Origin of the sequence: Mesorhizobium sp. M1342 (genome assembly GCF_040317955.1) — a bacterium.
Lineage (GTDB): Bacteria > Pseudomonadota > Alphaproteobacteria > Rhizobiales > Rhizobiaceae > Mesorhizobium.
Genome location: NZ_JAMYLI010000021.1, coordinates 22,119 through 38,336, shown reverse-complemented (window position 1 = coordinate 38,336; position 16,218 = coordinate 22,119). Strand labels below are relative to the sequence as shown.

Genomic DNA, 16,218 nt, shown 5'->3' with positions numbered 1-16,218 from the left:
ACAATTGACGCACATCAGTGATGGCGGTTCCGCAGATGCGGAGGTTTGCCACGTTCTGAGGAACGTGGCCGGGCGATGCTTTGTCCCGGCCCGGCGGTAGCGTGTGCGGTGCGTATGAGGAAAGCATGAGTAAGCTTGTCAAGGTTCTGAAACTGGAATCCGGCAGCCAAAGGGGCGCCAACCAAAGCCGACCACGCGCCCTTGTCGCCGGAGGAGCGGGATTTTTAGGATCGCATCTGTGCGAACGTCTTTTGCGGGACGGATACGACGTTGTCGCGCTGGACAATTTCCACACCGGCAAAAGATACAATCTCAATACCCTTCTGCATAATCCGCGCTTCAGTTGCATCGAGCACGACATCGTCGATGCATTGCCTTCGGATCTTCAATGCGACGAGATCTACAATCTCGCCTGCCCCGCCTCTCCGCCGCACTACCAGGCAGACCCGATCCACACCTTCAAGACAAGCGTGCTTGGATCGCTGAACCTTCTGGAACTCGCGCGACAGAACAAGGCCAAGATATTCCAGGCCTCTACATCCGAAGTCTATGGCGATCCCTTCGTGCACCCACAGCCCGAGAGCTACTTCGGCAACGTCAACACGCACGGACCGCGTTCCTGCTACGATGAAGGCAAGCGCTCGGCCGAAACCCTGTTCTTCGATTATTCGAGGACCTATGGCCTCGATATCCGTGTCGCCCGCATTTTCAACACCTATGGTCGCCGCATGCAGCCCGACGATGGGCGTGTGGTTTCGAACTTCATCGTCCAGGCGCTGCGCGGCGAGGACCTGACCGTCTATGGCAGCGGCCAACAGACGCGCTCTTTCTGCTATGCCGACGATCTGATCGAGGGCTTTATCCGACTGATGAACGCGCCGAGCGCGCCCGCCCACCCGGTCAATCTCGGCAACCCTGCCGAATTCACCATCATGGAACTGGCGACGCTGGTCGTCGATTACACCAACGCCCGATCGAAGATCGTGCATCGGCCGCTGCCCGTCGACGATCCCAGGCAGCGCAAGCCGGACATCTCCTTTGCCAAGGCCAATCTCGGCTGGGAGCCGAAAATCAGCTTGAGCCAGGGGCTCGCGCGTACCGTCGAGTATTTTGATGCCCTGCTTTACGGAAGCCACATCGCCAGAGGAGCTGCCGCTTCATGAGCCGGCCGGCAGTCCTGGTGACGGGTGGAGCCGGTTTCATCGGCAGTCACACCTGCAAGCAGCTGGCCGCCGCCGGCTACATGCCGGTGGTTTTCGACAATCTGAGCCGCGGCAATGAGAGATCCGTCGGCTGGGGTCCGCTTGTCGTCGGCGATATCCGGGATCAGGATGCACTGCGGCGGGCTATGGAAACGTACCGGCCGACGGCCGTGATCCATTTTGCGGCGCTGGCCTATGTCGGAGAGTCCGTTCGCGAGCCGGCCGAATATTATTCGACCAATGTGACAGGCACCATCGCGGTGCTCGATGCCGCACGCGCGAGTTCGATCGAAAACATCATCTTCTCCAGCAGTTGTGCGACCTACGGCGTGCCGGAAGCGTTGCCCGTTCGCGAGACCTCCTCGCAAAATCCGATCAGCCCCTACGGGCGCTCCAAGCTGATGGGTGAACAGATCATCGGCGACTATGCATCGGCGTATGGAATGAAATTTGCGATCCTGCGCTATTTCAACGCTTGTGGCGCCGATCCCGACGGCGAGCTCGGTGAGTGGCATTCGCCGGAAACCCATCTGGTTCCCAGAGTGCTCATGGCCGCATCGGGCATCATCGACGCGATCGAGGTTTTCGGCACCGACTACGACACGTCGGACGGCACCTGCGTAAGGGATTATATCCACGTCACCGATCTGGCCCGCGCTCACCTGAAAGCGCTCATCTATCTCGAGGGTGGCGGGCGAAGTCTTGCGGTCAATCTCGGCACCGGGCGGGGCATCTCCATCAAGGAGATCGTCAAGGCGGTCGGCCGAATGACGTCGAGGCCGGTTCCGGCAGTGCTCAGGAGCCGACGCCCTGGGGATCCGGCGGAGCTCTACGCCGATCCGGGAAGCGCACGCGAACATCTTGGCTTTGTGCCGGAGCTTTCAGACATCGACACCATTGTCAGGACGGCCGCTCCCTTTTTCGGACTGAAGACCAAGCCAATGAAACTGCCGCCAGCCAGGGTGGCAGCGTCGGTCGTCGCTCGACGAGTCAGAGATAGCGGGGGTGACAGCTCGCGCGCTGGCCAAATCCGCTAGGGCTGCAGATATAAGGCGAGCCGCCCGAGAACGTGCTGCCATCGCCCGGATTGAACGAGATTTTCACCGGCGCCGGCGTGCTGGCTTTGATCCGTTGCGGTGGTGCAAAGGCGTAGGCACTTTCAGTTGCTATTGTGCTTGTCATCTGGATCGGATGGTCGGCACGGAGCGAGCGCACGAGAAATGTGGCCTGCACGGGCTGGACCGCGGACTGACTGCGGACCGGGTGGACTATGGGCCTGATAAGGACCGAACCGGTTTCAGTTGCGTCCATACCTTGACAACCTGCAACCATAGAGCTCAACGCTACGGCCGCGGCAATAGATACGACATTTTTGCTTGAGCAAAATACGCTCGCGGAATTTCTCATCCTCTGTCCCTTGCTATCAAGTATAAGCCAAGGGCGCGTTGCGACATACTATACTTGGGCCGCTTTCACGCCGCATGAGTGACCACTCGCACATCACACGTTATATTAGATATCACTAATTATTAAATTTCATCAAAACCGTATGGCAGGCCATCGTCTCGTCGTCTGGCTGATGCAATTGAATGCGACTAGATGCGATCGGCGCGCCGACCGCGCCTGCCGAGCCGCTTAAGGCTTAACCATAGGCGATTCGCGGGTTCCGCGACAGGCGCACGGCAAGAACAGCCAGGCCACTGGCTCAGCGTGGCTGGAAGCATGGCCTACTTCTTGGCATCGACCAGCTTGCGGGTCTCTTCGAACTGCGCGCCCTTGGTGTCGCCTGCTTCGAATTTCTTGTATTCGTCGGAAGGATCCTCGGGAGATCGCTTGAAACCGTACCATTCCCCGTCCGGATCCTTGCGTTGCTCGATGTTCCGGCCCTGAATGCGATGGCTGTAGCAGGTGCGGTGCGGCTCGCCGGTGTAGCTCTTCGATCGCCAGGCGAGCTCCATGCACATCTTGCCGTCCTTGGTCACCAGCCATCTGCCCTCCGCGACGGTTGCCGTGCCCTGCCCGGACGTCCAGGCCCTGAGGTGTCGATTGTCCCGCGCGAAATAAGCTGCTCCGTCCTTCCATATCCATGTGCGGCCGGCATACAGAAGCTGTAGTTCGTAAGCAGTCGGAACAGCGGCGGTACCGGCTTCCGCCGTGCTTTTGTCGTTGGCGGCGGCCGCGTGCGCCGCTCCCGAAACAGCCACCTGACCGCAAAGAGCTAGGAGCAGCACAAGTTGCTTGAGACTTGCACACCGCCGAGGCCCCTTGCGATGCCGACGGCCGACATCAAGCGGCAGCGATCTGATCAAAGCTGTCGGCATAGTTGGCACTCGCATGTCTATTCGGTCCAAGGCGGCTGCGTCAGCACTTTGACGGCCACGCGAACCATTTAACAGTCGTGAGAAAGGCGGTGTCAACCGCCGCAAAGCACGCGGGCAACAACTATTCGCGACACGCGCATTGTCCATCAAGACGGCAACATCGCGATTGCGCATCGGGCTTATGGATCCGGACAGCCGGCCGACCTAATCAGCAGCCATCGATGAAACCGAGGCCATAGTCGGGTCGGAAAGCAGGCCGATGCCGGAGGTTCAGCGGCCGCCTGAAGTTGCGCGGATGCGCGCTCGCAAGCCAGGCAATGCGATCGATCGGAAAGGCTTGGGCCGCTACCAATGCTGTGGATTTTGAGATACAGCACGCCGCGGCCGACGGAATCCGATAGCGCAAGCCTGCGCAGGAATTGTTGAATTGTTGAAACGAGCTGCCTCAATAATCGTGAGCCTGGCCCTGCTGGCGTGGGTCGTCAGCGACTCGCGCTGGAAGATGGTGGGCGATGCTTTCGCGAGCATCACGCCCGGCGCTTTCGCGGCGGTGGCGCTTGCGCTGTTCGTCACCTACGTGCTGCGCGCGCTGCGCGTCTGCGACGAGTTCCGCGACGAGGTGCATGGCCGTTTCGGTGCCTGCCTGCGGATCATCCTGATCCACAATGCAATGATCAACGTCGTGCCCTTTCGCGGCGGCGAGACGGCCTTTCCCCTGCTCCTGCGCCAGGTCTTCGGCATACCTATCATGCGCGCCAGCGCCTCGCTTCTGTGGTTCAGACTGCAGGATGCCTTCGTCGTCGGCGTGCTGGCCCTGGTGGTGTGGCCGGGCCTGCATCCGGCGACAAGGATCGCGGGCGTGGCGGCGGTGGTCGCTGCCGCCTGGTATCTGCCGCGCTGGGCGCGGGCGCCGCATGACTGGGCAGGCCGCGGCAAGATCGTGGCGAAACTCGGCAGGCTGCGCGATGTCTTCACCGAGGCGACCGGCCGATCGCGCTATGGCTGGTGGTGGACGATCGCCAATTGGTCGCTGAAGCTCACCGTACAGGGATGGTTGCTGGCAATGCTGCTGGGGACATCCTTTTCGACCGCCTTTCCAGGCGTCGTCGGGGCCGAAGGCGCCGCCATACTGCCGGTGCAAGGCGTTGCCGGCTTCGGCACCTACGAGGCGGGTGCAGCGGCGGCGCTGCTCACCTCCGGCATTGCCATGAAGAGCGGCCTTCAGGCAGCGCTGGCACTGCATCTGTTCATCTTCTGCTCGGCAATCGCCACGGGTGCGATCGCCTGGCTGTTTCCCTCGAAATCGACGCTGCCGGGGAACCCGGCCGTCGGCCCTGCAAGGAAACCATCCCTATGAGCGTATTGCCCATCCCTGCTTCGGGACTGCCTGACGGCACGGTGATGCCGGACCATACACTGTCCATCGTCGTACCCATGTACAACGAAGCCGAAAACGTCGAGCCACTGCTGGCACGGATTCACCAGGCTATGGAACGCTACGAGCAGCCATGGGAGGTCGTGCTGGTCGATGACGGCAGTACCGACGCGACGGTGAGCGAGATCAGGCGCCTGGCGGCGCATTACGGCCCGCATGTGCATGCGGTCGAGCTGGTGCGCAACTACAAGCAGACCGCCGCGATGCAGGCCGGCATCGACGCGGCGCGCGGCGACGTCATCGCCACGATCGACGGCGACCTGCAAAATGATCCCTTCGACATTCCGCGTATGGTCTACCGCCTGTTGAGCGAGGATCTCGACCTGGTGGTCGGCTGGCGCAAGGATCGCCAGGAAGGGTTTTTCATGCGCAGGCTGCCCTCGCGCATTGCCAACGCGCTGATCGCGCGCGTCACCGGGGTGCGCCTCAAGGACTATGGCTGCAGCCTGAAGGTCTATCGCGGCAACGTCATCCGCAGCGTCAAGCTCTATGGCGAGATGCACCGCTTCATCCCGGCATGGCTGGCCACGGTGACGACACCCAGACGCATCGCGCAGGAGGTGGTGACGCACCATGCCCGCATCCACGGCCAGTCCAAATACGGCATTTCGCGCACCTTCAGGGTCGTGCTCGATCTGGTGTTCATGTATTTCTTCATGCGCTATCGCACACGGCCCGGGCACTTCTTCGGCGGCATCGGCATCGTGCTTGGCGCGCTGGGTTCGCTGATCCTTGCCTACCTGCTTTGCCTGAAGCTGCTTTTCGCCGAGGACATCGGAACACGCCCGATGCTGTTCACCGGCTTCTTCCTGCTCATCGCCGGGGTGCAGATGGTGACGTCGGGCGTGCTGGCTGAAATGCTGGCACGAGTCTATCACGAAGCGAATGGAGCATCGGCCTATGTCGCGCGGCCACAGCCGGCGCCCGGTGACAATGACGGCTGGCTCCGCCCCAGCCGGCCATCGTGACTTGATCGGAACGCCATGGAAGCTCCGCGCCCACAGCGCTGACCGGAGCGGTGGCTTCATCAACAGCTTGCTGGGTGGGATTTTGGTTTCAAGGCCGACAGTGGACCGGCAGGGTTCGTCGACGCCGGGAATGGCGGCCTGAGGGCGAGGCAAGGCGCAATCCTGCGCCAACCCCTCGCCCTCGACTCGCGCCCCCGGCGAAGACAAGAGCGGCGGATCCTTCATTCAAATCGCGCCGCCACTTTTGGGTCCGATGGTCTAGTAGCGCGAACGGCAGCTGGCGCGCTGGCCGAAACCGCTCGGGCCACAAATCCAAGGCGAATGACCGAGGAACGGGCCGCCATTGCCCGGGCTGTAGGAGACCTTCACCATCGCCGGCCTGCCGACCCGCTGCGGCCGCACGAAGGCCGCATAGGTCTCCTCCCTCGTACGCGTCACCATGGTCGTCTGTGCGAGCGGCTTGCGGTAGAGAACCTTCTTTCCGACGCGATCGAGCTTCTTGACGTGCTGGACCTTCGTGCCAAAACCTTGATCAACGATCCGTCCGTTGATTGAGCTGGTCTTGGTCGTGTCCGTCGTCTGGCAGCCTGACACCATCGAGGCCAATGCGATTGCAGCAACAGCATAGGCATATTTTCTGCCGGTCAGATTTTCCATAAATTGTCTCATCATCTGCTCCCTGCCCTGTAATGCAACGTGATTGAAAGCAAAGAATATACTTCGAATCCGTCGTTTTCTAATCGCTCGTGAGTGGTCGTTTTCCATCCACATCGTTCCGTCATATTAGAAGAGACTTATTAAAATTCGTGCAAACGTCATAATGAACGCAGCCTTTCACTCTTCGCTCGAATTTGAAGGAAATTCGATTGTCGGATCGGCTGGCAGACGGAGCCTTGCCAAACGGCACACCGGCATACGCGACGGACTCGCGCCCGCGGCAAACAGAAGCCGGCGCTCGGGCTGTCAGGGATGTTGCGATGTATAAAACGCTCAGCGCCGCAACCGGCGCTGGCAGGGCCGACTGCCCCAGGCTCTCTCCAGCCGACAAAAAGGGCTGGCGATCCTTATCGCCGGAAGTGGCTGGATGTGGCGGCCCGCTCCAGAGTGCCTATGCCGCTATATGCACCCCTCGACAAATGGACCGCTGACCCACAGCGAGCCGCTGTTGAACATGCTGGTCCCGCTGTCATCGATGAACCCTACAGTCTTGTTGTCGACATGCAGCTTGCTCTTCGGCACCACTCGGCCGTCTATCTTGATATTCTTGACGAACAGGTTGCGATCGCCAGCCTTGCCCTGCCCCGCCCACAAGTCGTTGGCATAGCGGAGTTCGATTTTCCGCGGATTGGGCACGGCGCTTAGATTGAAGCGAAATGGTACGGTATGAGCGGACGCTGCCTTCAACTCCGCGACGATCGATTCTGCTGTGATCGCCGTGCTTTCCGTCCCCAGGACGTCCGCCTGTCCAACCGGCTTTCCGTCGACAAGCACGTCGAGCCGAGGGGAACCCTCGAAGCTGGTACCGGCCGCGTCGATCTCGAGGCTGGCAATGCTGCAACGCGCCGCGTCTTTCGTCGCATCGGCGATCATATCGGCAACGCGGCGCTTCTGCGACTGTACCCATCCCGCGATCGGCTGCAGGATGGCGGTGCGATCGCCGGTGCCGGCCTTGATGAGGTTGACCTTTTCCGTAGGATCCGTCTTGAGGTCATACGCCTCGATGCTGCCGGTGGTCGCGTTGAAGATGACCTTTCGATCATCTTCGCGGTAGCCGAATTGGAAACCGCTCCAGGGAATGAAGAAGAATGTCTTGTTCGGCCGCTGCTCGCTGAACAAGCTGTGACCCTGCCAGGATTTTGGAAGCGGAAGGCCGAGTATATCGAGGATGGTCGGGGCTATGTCGATAATCCCACCGACAGCATGTGCGACGTCATCATGGAAAAGCTGCTTGTTGATCATGATAAGCGGGATATGGATATTTTCTTCGTAGAGAGCACTGGCATGAACGTAGTTCCCATGCTCTCCAAACGCTTCACCGTGGTCGCCGAGTATGACCACAAGCGTCGAATCGAGTTTGCCGGACCGCTTGAGTGAATCGAGGATCTGTCCCAGCGCCTGGTCGCCGACCTTCAGCGCGTTGAGGTAGGCGTTGAACTTCTCGTCATCGGAATAGTGAACTTTCGAGCCGTCAGAGAGGTCGGGGGTCTCTTTCATCGCCGTAAACAGCGGGCTGTCGATGAGATACGGGTAATGGGTCATCGCCGTAAACATCACCGCGAAGAAGGGATTTTCGGCATCCTCATTCACCCAGTTGATGACGGATTGAGCGGTACAGAGATCGCTGTTGTAGTCGAAATTCTTCCATTCCTTGGAACTGAGCTTGAATGTGGGAATATCGCATTTCTGCCCGCGGTAGTCCTGAATGACATCAAGCCCCTTGTTGAGCAGAAACTCATCCACGCGCTGGAACCGTGAATCCGCACTCCAGAAAAATCCGGTGCGAAAGCCGCTTGCGGTCAGAGTGTTGGATATTGAACTCAGCGGCAGATCCGGATGGCTCGCGGTCATTCCATAGTAAGATATGTCATTGTACATCGAGCTGAACAGCGAAAATATCGAATAGTTTGTAGAGGGAGTGTGCGCATATATATTGTCGAAGCGTATCGAGTCACTTGAGTAGCTCTTTATGTTTGGTGTAACAGGATACTTTCCACCAAACGTCTCGACGTATCGGGATGGCACCGATTCCATCATGAAAACCAGCACGTTCTTTATCGGATTTGGTGATTGCACCTTGAAGCTGGACGTCTCCGCCGGACGTTCCCCAACGCTGGCGACGTCAACGTCCACCCCGGTATTCACGGCGAAAACGACGGGGGTCGGACTGAACAGAGCCGATTCAACAAAGTACACGATAGGGTTGGCAACCTTTGCCTCTGGCAAGGCCGTCGCCCGAACATGGTACCCGGTGCCGACCAGTCCAGCACCGACGCACAGGAAAAGCGTCCCCAGCAATACCGCTCGAGCAGTTCCCGCCAGCCGCACGCACAGCCCTGCTGTCGCATAACCCAAGACCAGCGCCAGAACTATGGACAACGACGAGAATGCGAAATCCCTTGGGTTGAGCGCGTCACCTATGGCGTTCTTGGCGTCGGCATTCTGCAGGAAGTCGCCATAGATCAACCACTGGAAAGTAAACGGCTCGCTCAGCATTTTGACGAGATTGATGTTGGCAAACCCCCAACATAGCGAAATCAGGATGGCGAGATAGAAAGTGATGACCACGACGACGCCGAAGAGGCGGCTGGCCTTTGCCAGGAAAAGCAGGAGCAGGGCTGCTGCGGTCAGCGACGAAATGAAAATCAGATCGTGGTAGCTTGACGCTATCCCGCTGGGGATAGAGGCCAAGCGACCCTGGAGCGTCGATTGGGGATCGATGATGAAGCCGCGGTAGACACCCAGAAGCACCCAGGAGAAAAACCCGGTGCAAGCGATCAGCAGGCCTGCGCGGAGGAAGCGCTTGGAACCTTGTGAACCGGGCTGTGTCTTCAATTCCATCTGACCGTTCCGTGCATAACCGCGATGACAACCGAAAGAGCAAAGGGCCTGATGCTACGTTGCAATCTCAAAGCCGCTGCCATTTTCCAAGTGCCAGGTTCACTCGCCCGGCGAACCGACAGATCTCGAATTAGCCACCGCTTCCACCCCTGGGGTCGAGAAATGCCTGTGCCTTGGGTGTTTTGTCATGGCAATTCCTGAGTTGGCGGGCGCCAGGCTCTTCCAGACTATCTGACGATTGGCCGATCCCAGGCGGGGTCAAGATGGAATGTGCGGGTTCCGCTCCCACCACGCCCGGCTCCGGAAACCGGGTAGGCCACGCTGACGATGCGCACACTGCCTGCTCCCTGCTGGAGCCCATATATGCCTTCCAGGCCGCGGTCATAAAACGCAGCGCCCGGGACGAAGAGCGCAATGCCAGCGAGCGAGGCCTGCAAGGCGAGTTTCGCAACATTGCGCCGCAACGAAATTCTGTTCTCCGCCAGGTGCCTGGTGATGATTACGACCACAAGCAGCCCGTAGACGAACGCATTGAAGGCAGCGAACCAGTAGAAGCCGGTGGCATCCGACGCGCGGTCCACTAGAAGGACCGGCAGCGAAGCTCCGATTGCAAGTGCCACATACGGAACGATGACGCGGGCAGGCAGCAGATTTTTCGGGCCACTGCCCTTGGGGGTAACACGAAAATCCACGAACGACTTGGTCACATAATCACGGATCGACGACAGCGTGCCCGCCAGCACCCACGGCCAACGCGCGAAGAATGAGAACAACATTCCCTCCCAACTGATCGTCCTGGCAGTGAGCGGGCGCGACAGGTCGAATGCCTTCAGCAACATCACCAGCATAATCAGGGAAATAGAGTTCGGAGCATAGTATAAAAGGAAATCAACATACGTCACATTGGCGAAGCTCTTCCCCGTCAGAAGCGCGTACATAGGCATGACGTACATGACAAGCGAAAACACGGCGAAAAGCGGATACCAGAGCTGGCGAAACAGGAACTGGAATTTCAGCCGTGGCGATAGCTTGGAAAGGTATATCGGCGAGTATTCGAGCATGATCGTCATCAGGCTCCGCGACCACTGGAACTCCTGCGTGACAAGATCGGCAAAGGTCTGCGGGCCATCGCCATGGGCAATGGCGTCTATGGCATGCACACCGCGCCAACCAGCCGCAATGAACAGCATGGACGTCGAGTGATCTTCGGCCAGTTCCGGGCCAAGGCCGCCGACCTGCTTGAGCGCTGCGGTTCTCACGGCATAGTGCGAGCCGATGCAGAGCGGCGTTCCGTCGCCCGTATGGCCGGACTGCAAGGGTCCGTGGAACATCCCTTCCGGGAACAGCCGGCCGCGTGCCGACCAGCTTTCAGCGGCATTGTTGTCGCATATGCTCGGCGCCGATACATAGCCAACCGCCGGGTCGGCAAAGGCGACCAGGATTTCCCTGAGATAGGTTGGTGTCGGGACGTGGTCCGCATCCATCTGAGCGACGAAGTGGTAGCGCTCATAACCATAGTGGTCGTAGAAGAACGCCAGGTTTCCCTCTTTGCAGCGCGTCCGGCGGGGCCACACCTTGCGGTGATAATCTTCCCGCCCGCGCCGCGTCGAAATCATGACGTTATGGGCATCGCACCAGGCAATCGTTTCCTCTGACGGGTCCTCGTCGGCCAGCCAGGTATCATGCGGACAGTCCTGCGCCAGCATCGCTTCGAGCGTTCGCGCAACCACCGAAAACGGTTCGGACGGAGCCTTGGTCACCACCATCGCGACCCGCGAACGTTCCGGGATCGTGTGAAGACTGGACGGCTTTTTCATCGCATGCACGTTCAAGAGAAAATACATCGGCATGAACGTCAGCCATACGAGCGTCAATGTCGCCAGCATGTATGGAATGACATGTTCGATGTGCCCGGGCTGCAGCCACCAGAACCAGAAAAATCCGAACGTTACCGACCAGCAGGCAAGTCCCAGCCTCCAGATCCGCCGCTGGGTGGCCGACAGCACCGGCACCAGAAAAGGAGGCTTCTCCGCCGCCTTCCCCGGAGCCGCCCCACGCCCCCGTTTCGGCATGGTCTTGCCGCTGATGATCCCCACGTCCGCGGAAACACTCATACACGTACCGCCGCCACCCGAGCATCAGCCGAACGACGGCAGACGCGCCTTGAAAACCCGCCCTTAGAATCCACTTGGGTGTCTTAGAGTCAACTAAATTAAGTGTTGGTTAACTATACTTCTTGCGAATTGGTTAACTTAACATCTTGAATCGGGAGGGTAATTCCGTGGACGCCTCCCCCGACCAGCACTGCAATCACAGCCGGCAAAAGTTTCAGCGTCGGAGAATCCGTCGAAGGGGCCGAGGCTGTCCGCAGGAAGAAGCGCCCAAGGCAGCGTTAACCATGTTGCGAACATCATGGTTAAGCAACCATTAATTGCGCTTGACTCTTTGGTCCGCCCGGCTCTTAAATTAGACAGGGATGATATATCGGAATATTGACGCGAATTTGTGAGTATCGCGGCGAAACTCTCTCGACGGCTCCTTCTGTGTTGGCGCCTTGAGAAGTAATTTTGGGTGGGCTTCGTGCGAAGGTTCGCACAACCGCCAATGATCGCTCCGAAATCCCGCAGATTCCGCCAATGGAGCCGATAGGTTTTTTGGGTAGCCGTATCGATCAGGCATCGATGCGCACGGGCGAAGCCTTAACTTCCGCGAGAAGTCGAGGCCATGGGAGAATCTATGATGACACACTCCGCGGCAAAGGCACTTGCAATCGCGCTGGTATTGGGCGGAAGCGCCGCCTTCCCTACTGCAGGAGGGGCCGGCTCCGTAACCGCGACCGACCCCGTTCAGACGAGCAGCGCTGCGTCGGCGTTCGGTTCCTATGATCCCTACGGGGACTTCAGCACCGACAAGAGCGCCAGCATCGAAGAGCTGTTCCTGCCCTGGGAAGACGTCGATCTGTCGACGCTGCCGCTTGCCGACGCTTATGCGCTGCAGCGCGGCCGTTCGCTTCTGATCACGATTGAGCCGTGGACATGGTCCAAGGACTGGCGCATCACCCCGCCCGAATTGCGCGACGGCATTTTGAGCGGCAAATATGATGCCAACATGCAGGCAATCTGCGGCCTGGTGGGACAGATGAAGAGCCCGGTGACCATTCGCTGGGCTCAGGAAATGGAAGACAAGAACGGCCGCTTCACCTGGGCCAACTGGGCTCCCAAGGACTGGATCTCCGCTTACAAGCGCGAAGTCGACATCTGCCGCAAGGCTGCCCCCGCCGCCAAGTACATGTGGTCGCCCAAAGGCGAAGAGGGTTTGGAAAAATACTACCCCGGCGACGACTATGTCGACGTCATCGGCCTGTCGGTGTTCGGTCTGCAGAAAAAAGACGGTGACGAGACCGGTCGTGACCGCACCTTCGCTGAACTGCTGAAGCCCGGCTATGACCGCGTTGCGGTGTTCAACAAGCCGATCGTCGTTGCGGAACTCGGCTATGTCGGAAAGCAGGACTATGTCTCGAAATGGCAGGAAGATTCCCGCAAATCCTACGCGGAGTTCCCGGCTCTGACTTCGGTCGTCTACTTCAACCAGAAGGAAGTGTGGCCGTGGCTGGGCGGCTATGGTCTGCCCGACTGGAGGGTGACCCAGCATGTCTTGCCCTAGAGCATGATACTGAAAAAGTGAGAAAGCGGCTTTTCGGACAAACGGGGCACCATCTGTCCAGGCACCATGCTCCATCTCTTTGATTTAGTGGCGGATTCAGATTTCAGGATTCACCTGAAATCATCTCAAGCGTTCTCATAAACTGGGCGTGGCGTAACAGTAGGGGTAGGGGTTGTGAAACGAGTACTGGGCAATTGTATCGGAACGGCACTTGCCTGTTCCATTGGTCTGTTTGCTTTCCAGATTCCCGCAACAGCCAAGACGGCGACGAAAATCGCCGAACAGGCCATGCGGGCAGAGGTGGTGCCGGACAAAGGCATCTACCAGATGTACCAGAACCGCTCGTGGCTCTGGGGTCGGGAGGGTGCCGGATATTTTGCCGTCCAGCGCCGTCAGTTCAGTGCCTGGACCTCGGACAAGGCGCGCAAGCTGGGCTACGGTGACGGCATCTGGTTCATTCCCGGAGGAGGCAAGCTGTGCTTCCGCGCAAAATGGCACGGAGCCGGAGGCGACTCCAACGCTCTTTCCTGTTTCGAACATCGCCAGGCAGGCAGGATTCTCTACCAGCGCCGGGTTCCAGATGGAGAATGGTACGTATTCAGGAGTTCGCACCGCAACCTTGCGGACGCGTTCATGAAATTGAAACACGGCGACTACGTCAGCCGCAAACAGAGCCGGATCAAGGCAAAGTAGTAGAGACTTTCATCCGGGACAGGGCACTGGTCCAAAAGCGGGTCGACTGAACGGTCAGCGACCTGCCTCAGTCACGTTCAGGCGACCTGCCTTAAGCCTTGCGCTCCCAGCGGCGATCTGGCGTCTGTTGCCAATAGGTGACGGCGTGGCCAGCGCTCTTCATCACCTTCCAGTGCCCTCGCGCCGCCTCGAGCTGGGCGGCATCGTGGCCATCGAACAGGAACACGGCGCGCTCGTAGCCGCCAAGGTCAGGCGGCACCGCGCCGTCGACCAGGAACCTTATCTTTGCGTCGTTGGGATTGCTGTCGCCGGTGGTCAACAGAATCGGCTGTTCGCCGGGATGAGCCTCACGATCGGTCGCGTGCGCCAGGAACGAATCGTCCCGGAAGGTCCAAAGATGCTGGTCGAGCGCATCGCGGCGTTCCTCGGTGCCTGTCTGCACCACGGCGCGCCAGCCACGGTCGATGCTGCGCTCCAGGAGGCCTGGCAGCGCATCCTCCAGCGTCGATTCGGTCAGGTGGTAGAACAGGACGTCGGCCATCGCTTCAGCCTATAGTGATTGAACCCGTTCACTGCTCATAATTGTCGCGCACCAGCCGGTCGAGCAGCCTGACGCCGAAACCGGAACCCCAGGACTGGTTGATCTCGTTCGACGGCGCCCCCATCGCCGTGCCGGCAATGTCGAGATGGGCCCATGGCGTGTCCTTGACGAACCGCTGCAGAAACTGCGCCGCGATGGTGGCGCCGCCAAAACGGCCGCCGATGTTCTTCATGTCGGCGTTCTTGGAATCGATCAGCTTGTCGTATTCGGCCCCCAGCGGCATGCGCCACAGCCGTTCCTGCGTCGCCTGCCCCGCCGCCGCCAACTTTTCGGCCAGTTCGTCATTGTTGGAAAACAGGCCGGCATAATGTTGGCCGAGCGCCACCATGATGGCGCCGGTCAGCGTCGCCAGATTGACCATGAATTTCGGCTGGAAGCGGTCGTTGCAGTACCACAACGCATCGGCCAGCACGAGGCGGCCCTCGGCGTCGGTATTGAGCACCTCGATGGTCTGGCCCGACATCGAAGTGACGATATCACCGGGACGCTGGGCATGACCGTCGACGGCATTTTCGACCAGTCCGATGATACCGACGACATTGGCTTTCGCCTTGCGGGCCGCCAGCGCATGCATCAGGCCGGTAACGGCGGCGGCGCCGCCCATGTCGCCCTTCATATCCTCCATGCCCGATGCCGGCTTTATGGAATTGCCGCCGGTGTCGAAAGTGACGCCCTTGCCGACGAAGGCGATCGGGCTGTCCTTCGGCTTGCCGCCGTTCCACTGCATGATCGCCATGCGGGCGCCGCGCGGCGAGCCTTGCGCGACACCAAGCAGCGAGCCCATGCCGAGCTTCTTCATTTCCTTCTCAGCCAATATCTCGACCTTGACGCCTAGCGCCTCGAGTTCCTTGGCGCGGGCAGCGAACTCGACCGGCCCAAGCACGTTTGCCGGTTCGTTGACAAGGTCGCGCGCCAGTAGGACGCCGTCGATCACCGCTTCGGCATCGGCGAAGGCCTTCTTCGCAGCGGCCGGATCGGCGGTGTGGATGGTCACCTTGACTGGCTTCTTCGGCTCTGCCTTGCTGTCGTCCTTGTCCTTCTTGGTCTTGTACTTATCGAAGGAATAGCTGCGCAGGAGAATGCCCGCGGCAAGGTTTGCCGCGTCCTTCCCACTCGGCGAGGCGCCGGCCACATCGAGGACCACCGCTACTTCGGTCGCCTTGCGCAGCGACGCGGCAACGGTGCCGCCAAGCTTCAGCCACGCATATTCGTCCAGTCCCGATATCTTGCCGGCGCCTATCGCCACCAGTCTGTCGAGCGACGCTCCCTGCGGCGCCAGAACTTCCACCGTGCTGGCGAACTTGCCCGTGAACTCAGCCACGGGAAAGGCCCGCTCCAGTGTCTTGCCGGGATCACCGGCCTTGGCGACGTCGCTCAGGCCGCCCTCATCCGCCGCGAGCACGAAGACCGTGCCCTTCTTGTTCACCGCGCTCTGGGACCCGGAAAATTTGGCGAAGGCGATCGACGGTCTTTGATTCATCATGTCCTGCTTTCAGGGAATGCGCGACTTTTGGGGAAGCGGTTCGAAACGATGCGCGACATTTGGTCGTTTTCCGGCATTTGGCAAGACTTTGCCGAATTGGCATCCCATATGACCTATGGAATCGATGACGATTCGTCGCGGCACGGCCCCGCTTTTTGCCGCAACCTGTTGTTAACCATCGATGTTCGCCCTTTCTTATCCATTCCCGCCGACACTCCGCCCAGCCGGGGGGCGTGATGTGGGACAGAACCCGGATAGACCATCTGATGAGCCAGTTGTGCAGGCGCTGCCGGA

13 protein-coding genes are annotated in these 16,218 nt (G+C 59.6%); 7 read left to right on the top strand and 6 right to left on the bottom strand.

All coding sequences use genetic code 11. The annotated features are described in order from the left end of the window. Positions 1–125: 125 nt before the first annotated feature. Together NKH06_RS21595 and galE are read left to right on the top strand one after the other, a co-directional pair. On the top strand, positions 126–1,163 hold the full coding sequence (locus NKH06_RS21595; RefSeq protein ID WP_352442188.1) for a UDP-glucuronic acid decarboxylase family protein: 1,038 nt from the start codon (positions 126–128) through the stop codon (positions 1,161–1,163). Next, positions 1,160–2,239, top strand: a complete 1,080-nt coding sequence (gene galE, locus NKH06_RS21590; RefSeq protein WP_352442187.1) for a UDP-glucose 4-epimerase GalE — start codon at positions 1,160–1,162, stop codon at positions 2,237–2,239. The genes NKH06_RS21595 and galE overlap by 4 nt, the downstream gene beginning before the upstream one ends. A 690-nt stretch (positions 2,240–2,929) precedes the next feature. Here galE and NKH06_RS21585 read toward each other — a convergent pair. Continuing rightward, entirely contained in the window at positions 2,930–3,406 is a 477-nt protein-coding gene (locus NKH06_RS21585) for a DUF995 domain-containing protein (RefSeq protein ID WP_352442186.1), read from the bottom strand. Between the two features lie 544 nt (positions 3,407–3,950). On the opposite strand from NKH06_RS21585, the gene NKH06_RS21580 reads away from it, so the two are divergent. Continuing rightward, on the top strand, positions 3,951–4,880 hold the full coding sequence (locus NKH06_RS21580; RefSeq protein ID WP_502897937.1) for a lysylphosphatidylglycerol synthase domain-containing protein: 930 nt from the start codon (positions 3,951–3,953) through the stop codon (positions 4,878–4,880). 44 nt (positions 4,881–4,924) lie between these two features. After that, complete coding sequence (locus NKH06_RS21575; RefSeq protein WP_352442209.1) at positions 4,925–5,926, top strand: glycosyltransferase family 2 protein; 1,002 nt, start codon at positions 4,925–4,927, stop codon at positions 5,924–5,926. Between the two features lie 258 nt (positions 5,927–6,184). Here the strand turns inward: NKH06_RS21575 and NKH06_RS21570 are convergent, their stop codons facing one another. From NKH06_RS21570 to NKH06_RS21560, 3 genes are all read right to left on the bottom strand, one after another. After that, positions 6,185–6,691 (bottom strand): hypothetical protein, encoded by a 507-nt coding sequence (locus tag NKH06_RS21570; RefSeq protein ID WP_352893915.1) that lies wholly within the window; start codon positions 6,689–6,691, stop codon positions 6,185–6,187. A gap of 351 nt (positions 6,692–7,042) precedes the next feature. Beyond that, positions 7,043–9,484 carry a sulfatase-like hydrolase/transferase gene (locus NKH06_RS21565; RefSeq protein ID WP_352893913.1) on the bottom strand — a complete coding sequence of 814 codons (2,442 nt, stop codon included), beginning with the start codon at positions 9,482–9,484 and terminating at the stop codon, positions 7,043–7,045. A gap of 227 nt (positions 9,485–9,711) precedes the next feature. Then, the gene (locus NKH06_RS21560) at positions 9,712–11,598 is read right to left on the bottom strand and encodes a glycosyltransferase family 2 protein (protein ID WP_128305681.1); all 1,887 of its coding nucleotides are present in this window, start codon (positions 11,596–11,598) and stop codon (positions 9,712–9,714) included. Positions 11,599–12,223: 625 nt separating this feature from the next. Between NKH06_RS21560 and NKH06_RS21555 the strand changes: the two genes are divergently transcribed. Further along, the gene (locus NKH06_RS21555; protein ID WP_128305696.1) at positions 12,224–13,147 is read left to right on the top strand and encodes a glycoside hydrolase family 26 protein; all 924 of its coding nucleotides are present in this window, start codon (positions 12,224–12,226) and stop codon (positions 13,145–13,147) included. A gap of 174 nt (positions 13,148–13,321) precedes the next feature. Beyond that, complete coding sequence (locus NKH06_RS21550) at positions 13,322–13,840, top strand: DUF995 domain-containing protein (protein WP_031213743.1); 519 nt, start codon at positions 13,322–13,324, stop codon at positions 13,838–13,840. Positions 13,841–13,931: 91 nt separating this feature from the next. Here NKH06_RS21550 and NKH06_RS21545 read toward each other — a convergent pair whose 3' ends face one another. Next, positions 13,932–14,381 carry a DNA polymerase III subunit chi gene (locus NKH06_RS21545; protein ID WP_127412341.1) on the bottom strand — a complete coding sequence of 150 codons (450 nt, stop codon included), beginning with the start codon at positions 14,379–14,381 and terminating at the stop codon, positions 13,932–13,934. A 28-nt stretch (positions 14,382–14,409) separates the two neighbouring features. Continuing rightward, positions 14,410–15,921, bottom strand: coding sequence for a leucyl aminopeptidase (locus NKH06_RS21540; protein ID WP_352893988.1), 1,512 nt, complete (start codon positions 15,919–15,921; stop codon positions 14,410–14,412). 51 nt (positions 15,922–15,972) lie between these two features. On the opposite strand from NKH06_RS21540, the gene NKH06_RS21535 reads away from it, so the two are divergent. Then, a complete protein-coding gene (locus NKH06_RS21535; protein WP_127289235.1) occupies positions 15,973–16,161 on the top strand; it encodes a hypothetical protein in 189 nt (62 codons plus the stop codon). Positions 16,162–16,218: the final 57 nt, after the last annotated feature.